A 4,949-nucleotide genomic window follows, 5' to 3' on the forward strand; every position below is an offset into this window, starting at 1 on the left:
CACCCGCACCCCGACCCGCTCCCCCACCTCGGCGAGCCGCGAACCGGACAGCCCGCCGGTACGCACCCACAGGGTCAGCCCGCCGCCCGGCACGTCGAACTCCCAGCCGGGCAGCTCCGCGCGTACGGCGCTGACCAGCGCGTCGCGGTTCTCCCGCGCCTGCGCCCTGCGCAGCGCGACGGCCTCCTCCCAGCCGCCGGTACGCAGCAGCCAGTGGACGGCGAGCTGTTCGAGGACCGGGGTGCCGAGGTCGGCGTAGGCGCGCGCGGCGACGAGGGAGCGGATCACATCGGGGGCGGCGCGCACCCAGCCGATGCGCATCCCCGCCCAGAACGCCTTGCTCGCCGAGCCGACCGTGAGGACGGTGCTGCCCGCCGGGTCGAAGGCGCAGACGCGCCGGGGCATCTCGATGTCCGGGTCGAGGCGCAGCTCGGACATGGTCTCGTCGACGACGAGCACCGTGCCCGCCGAGCGGGCCGCGTCGACCAGCTGTCGCCGCTGGTCCTCGTCGGCCAGCGCGCCGGTCGGGTTGTGGAAGTCGGCGACGACATAGGCGAGCCGGGGCGCCGCGTCGCGCAGCACCTGGCGCCAGCGCGCCAGGTCCCAGCCGGACAGCCCCTCCGCCATGGCGACGGGCACCAGCCGGGCGCCCGCCTCCCGCATCAGCTGGAGGATGTTGGCGTACGACGGGGACTCGACCGCGACCCGCTCTCCGCGCCCCGCGAAGAGATGGCAGATCGCGTCCATGGCGCCCATCGCGCCCGTGGTGACCATGATCTGTTCCGGCATGGTCGGGATGCCGCGCTCGGTGTAGCGCTCGGCGAGCATCCGGCGCAGCGCGGGCAGCCCGGCCGGGTAGTCGCCGTGGGTGTGCGCGTACGGCGGCAGCTCCTCCAGGGCCCCCTGGACGCCACGGGTGAGCCAGGGTTCGGGGGCCGGCAGGGCGGCGGTGCCGAGGTCGATCATGGAGCCGAGCGACTCGGGCGGCAGCGGTTCGAGTCCGCGCGCGGGCAGCGGGTTGCCCGCCGGGACGGCGGTCCAGCTCCCGGCGCCCCTGCGGGACTCCAGGAACCCTTCGGAGCGCAGCGCCTCGTAGGCGGCGGCCACGGTGGTGCGGCTCATGGACAGCGCCACCGCCAGCTCGCGTTCCGCGGGCAGCCGGGCGGCGACCGGCACCCGGCCCTCCAGGACCAGCCGCCGGATCCCGTCGGCGAGGGCCCGGTAGGCGGGCGGGCGGCGGATGCCGGGGCCGGTGGTCGCGGTCCGCTGGGCGTGGAGTTGTCTGGCCAGTTGCACCGCCCCGACAGCAGAGGTCCACTGCGCCATGGAAATCAGTCCACCTTCCCCGGATTGGCCATGGTTGGCATGGCCGGATCAGCCACACAGTGGCATGTCCCAGTCCACCATCGCACCAAAGGACGGCACCGTGTCGATCGCCTCCGGTCTCAGGACCCCGCAGCTGCCCCGTCGGCTCGGGCAGCTCTACGCCGGTCTCGCCCTGTACGGGGCCAGCTCCGCGCTGCTGGTCCGCGGTGGCCTGGGGCTGGAGCCGTGGGGCGTGCTGCACCAGGGGCTGGCGAAGCTGACCGGGCTGTCCATGGGAGTGGTCGCGATCGCGGCCGGGGCGGTGGTGCTGCTGCTGTGGATACCGCTGCGGCAGCGGCCGGGGCTCGGCACGGTCTCCAACGTCTTCGCCGTGGGGCTGGCCACCGACGCGACGCTCGCCCTGGTGCCCGCGGCGCACGGGCTGCCCGTCCGGATCGCGCTGCTGGTCGCCGGGATCGTGCTCAACGGGGCGGCGACCGGCCTGTACATCGCGGCCCGCTTCGGCCCCGGGCCGCGCGACGGCCTGATGACCGGGCTGCACCGGCTGACCGGCCGCTCGGTGCGGCTGGTCCGTACGGCGATCGAGGTGGCGGTCGTCGTCACCGGCTTCGCGCTGGGCGGCTCCGTGGGCATCGGCACGGCGGCGTACGCGCTGGCCATCGGCCCGCTCGCGCAGTTCTTCCTGCGCGTGTTCGCCGTCCGCGGGGCGGACGGCGGTCCCGAGATCGTCGCCGGGACGTCACCGGGAGGGGCCATACTGCCTCGGTGACCCGACCTCGCCACCCCTATCTCGACCGGCCGGGCGCACGGCGTCCCGGCCCGATCGCGTTCGCGCACCGCGGCGGCGCGGCGGACGGCCTGGAGAACACCGCCGCCGCGTTCCGCCGGGCCGCCGCCCTCGGCTACCGCCATTTCGAGACCGATGTGCACGCCACGAGGGACGGCCGGCTGGTCGCCTTCCACGATCCGACGCTGGACCGGGTCACCGACGCCCGGGGCCGGATCGCGGATCTCCCGTGGGCCGAGGTGCGCCGGGCCGAGGTGGCGGGGCGCGAGCCGCTGCCGCTCTTCGAGGAGCTGCTGGAGGAGTTCCCCGGGGCCCGCTGGAACGTGGACATCAAGGCGGCGCCCGCCCTGGCGCCGCTGGTCGAGCTGATCGGCCGCACGGAGAGCTGGGACCGGGTGTGCGTGGGCTCCTTCTCGGAGGCCAGGGTGGCGCGCGCGGCCCGCCTGGCCGGCCCCCGGCTCGCCACGTCGTACGGCGTGCGGGGCGTGCTGGGGCTGCGGCTGCGCTCGTACGGGATCCCCGCGCCTGTCCGCCCCGGCGCGGTGTGCGCGCAGGTCCCCGAGGCGCAGAACGGCGTCCCGGTGGTCGACGAGCGCTTCGTACGGACGGCGCACGCGCGCGGCCTGCAGGTCCATGTCTGGACGGTCAACGAGGCGAACCGGATGGAGGCGCTCCTCGACCTCGGCGTGGATGGCATCATGACTGATCAACTGGAGACACTGCGCGCCGTGTTGACCGCTCGGGACGCATGGAACTGACCGGGCGGCGCGCCCGTACGGGGGAGAGGACGCGGGGATGACCGCCGAGACAGCCGAGGCGACCGCCGGGGCAGCGGACCGCAGGCGCGAGCAGCGCGGCTGGTACTTCTACGACTTCGCGTGCTCCGTCTATTCGACGAGCGTGCTGACCGTGTTCCTGGGCCCGTATCTGACCTCGGTGGCGAAAGCCGCGGCGGACGCCGACGGCTATGTGCATCCGCTGGGCGTCCCCGTCCGGGCGGGCTCCGTCTTCGCGTACACGGTCTCCCTGTCGCTGGTCGTCGCCATCCTGGCGATGCCGCTGGCGGGCGCGGCGGCGGACCGTACGGGGCGCAAGAAGCCGCTGCTGGCGGCCGCCGCCTATCTGGGCGCGAGCGCCACGGCCGGCATGTTCTTCCTGGACGGGGACCGCTATCTGCTGGGGGCGCTGCTGCTGATCGTGGCCAACGCCTCGCTGGCGGTCTCGATGGTGCTCTACAACGCCTATCTGCCGCAGATCGCCACGCCCGACGAGCGCGACGCCGTCTCGTCCCGGGGCTGGGCCTTCGGCTACACCTCGGGCGCGCTGGTCCTGCTGCTGGATCTGGCGCTCTACACCGGTCACGAGTCGTTCGGGGTCTCCGAGTCGGCGGCAGTGCGGATCTGTCTGGCGACGGCCGGGGTCTGGTGGGGCGCCTTCACGATCGTGCCGCTGCGCAGGCTGCGCGACCGCCGGGTGGTGCGCTCGGGCGAGGGGGCGGTGGGCACGGGCTGGCGGCAGCTGCTCGCCACGCTGCGCGACATGCGCCGCCATCCGCTGACCCTGTCCTTCTTGCTCGCCTATCTGGTCTACAACGACGGCATCCAGACGGTGATCTCCCAGGCGTCGATCTACGGCTCGGAGGAGCTGGGCCTCGACCAGACGACCCTGATCACCGCCGTACTGCTGGTCCAGGTCCTGGCGGTGGCCGGCGCTCTGGGCATGGGCCGCATGGCCAGGTCGTACGGGGCCAAGCGGACGATCCTGGGCTCGCTGGCGGTGTGGACGCTCATCCTCGTGGCGGGGTACTTCCTGCCCGCCGACGCGCCGGTGGCGTTCTACGCGCTGGCCGCGGCGATCGGTCTGGTGCTGGGCGGCAGCCAGGCCCTGTCGCGCTCGCTCTTCTCCCATCTGGTGCCGAGCGGCAAGGAGGCCGAGTACTTCTCGGCGTACGAGATGAGCGACCGGGGGCTGAGCTGGCTGGGACCGCTGGTGTTCGGGGTGGCTTTTCAGGTCACGGGCAGTTACCGCGACGCGATCATCTCCCTCGTGGTCTTCTTCGCGCTAGGGTTCGGCCTGCTGGCAAGGGTCCCGATCGGGCGGGCGATCGCGGCCGCGGGAAACCCCGTACCGGAGCGTATTTAGACGTTGAACTCAAAGGGCGGTAGTGTACGCGGTTGGCCTGCCAGGCGGACCGTTACTGCGTACTCGACAGACGACTTCGCTGGGTGACATCTCCTGTTAGATGTGACAAACCGGGCGCTGGTGGGTACGTAATCCTTGAACAAGCAACGGCACGACGGGCGACGCAGACCCGGAACGGGAATCTTTACCGCCGACCGGACGTTGACCGGATGACGACGACAGCGACACCTGTCCTGTGGGCGACAAGCCCGGGAGGCACGATTCATGAGTGAGCGAGCTCTCCGCGGCACGCGACTTGTGGTTACCAGCTACGAGACGGACCGCGGCATCGATCTGGCCCCGCGCCAGGCGGTGGAGTACGCATGCCAGAACGGCCATCGATTTGAGATGCCGTTCTCGGTAGAGGCGGAGATTCCGCCGGAGTGGGAGTGCAAGGCGTGCGGCGCCCTGGCACTCCTGGTGGACGGGGATGGCCCCGAAGAGAAGAAGGGCAAGCCTGCGCGTACGCACTGGGACATGCTCATGGAGCGGCGCACCCGCGAGGAGTTGGAGGAGGTGCTGGCCGAGAGGCTGGCCGTCCTGCGCTCCGGTGCCATGAACATCGCCGTGCATCCGCGGGACAGCCGCAAGTCCGCCTGACCGCGTACACACCGCACGACAGACACACATCACGTACAGAGCCGCGGGCCGCCCC

Annotated in this window: 5 protein-coding genes; 4 read left to right on the plus strand and 1 reads right to left on the minus strand. The window is 72.5% G+C overall.

Annotated features, from left to right (window positions below; all coding sequences use genetic code 11):
- The coding region (gene yczR / locus DVH02_RS33215; protein WP_147286192.1) for a MocR-like transcription factor YczR at nt 1-1,326 on the minus strand (1,326 nt) is incomplete at its 3' end.
- Between the two features lie 64 nt (nt 1,327-1,390).
- Between yczR and yczE the strand changes: the two genes are divergently transcribed.
- The 4 genes from yczE to DVH02_RS33235 all read left to right on the plus strand — a co-directional run bounded on the left by yczE (nt 1,391) and on the right by DVH02_RS33235 (nt 4,894).
- Nucleotides 1,391-2,095: a membrane protein YczE gene (yczE, locus tag DVH02_RS33220; RefSeq protein ID WP_407697710.1), complete on the plus strand. Its 705-nt coding sequence runs from the start codon at nt 1,391-1,393 to the stop codon at nt 2,093-2,095.
- The gene (locus DVH02_RS33225; RefSeq protein WP_114627558.1) at nt 2,092-2,871 is read left to right on the plus strand and encodes a glycerophosphodiester phosphodiesterase family protein; all 780 of its coding nucleotides are present in this window, start codon (nt 2,092-2,094) and stop codon (nt 2,869-2,871) included. The genes yczE and DVH02_RS33225 overlap by 4 nt, the downstream gene beginning before the upstream one ends.
- Nucleotides 2,872-2,908: 37 nt before the next feature.
- Nucleotides 2,909-4,255 carry an MFS transporter gene (locus DVH02_RS33230; protein WP_114627559.1) on the plus strand — a complete coding sequence of 449 codons (1,347 nt, stop codon included), beginning with the start codon at nt 2,909-2,911 and terminating at the stop codon, nt 4,253-4,255.
- Nucleotides 4,256-4,519: 264 nt separating this feature from the next.
- Nucleotides 4,520-4,894, plus strand: coding sequence for an RNA polymerase-binding protein RbpA (locus DVH02_RS33235; RefSeq protein ID WP_114627560.1), 375 nt, complete (start codon nt 4,520-4,522; stop codon nt 4,892-4,894).
- The last annotated feature ends 55 nt before the right edge of the window (nt 4,895-4,949 follow it).

Source organism: Streptomyces corynorhini, assembly GCF_003346515.1.
Classification (GTDB): Bacteria; Actinomycetota; Actinomycetes; order Streptomycetales; family Streptomycetaceae; genus Streptomyces; species Streptomyces corynorhini.

What these genes read in the sequence shown, in the direction of transcription:
- yczE (WP_407697710.1), top strand. Translation starts at nt 1,391, where the DNA reads ATGTCCCAGTCCACCATCGCACCAAAGGACGGCACCGTGTCGATCGCC.
- DVH02_RS33230 (WP_114627559.1), top strand. Translation starts at nt 2,909, where the DNA reads ATGACCGCCGAGACAGCCGAGGCGACCGCCGGGGCAGCGGACCGCAGG.
- DVH02_RS33235 (WP_114627560.1), top strand. Translation starts at nt 4,520, where the DNA reads ATGAGTGAGCGAGCTCTCCGCGGCACGCGACTTGTGGTTACCAGCTAC.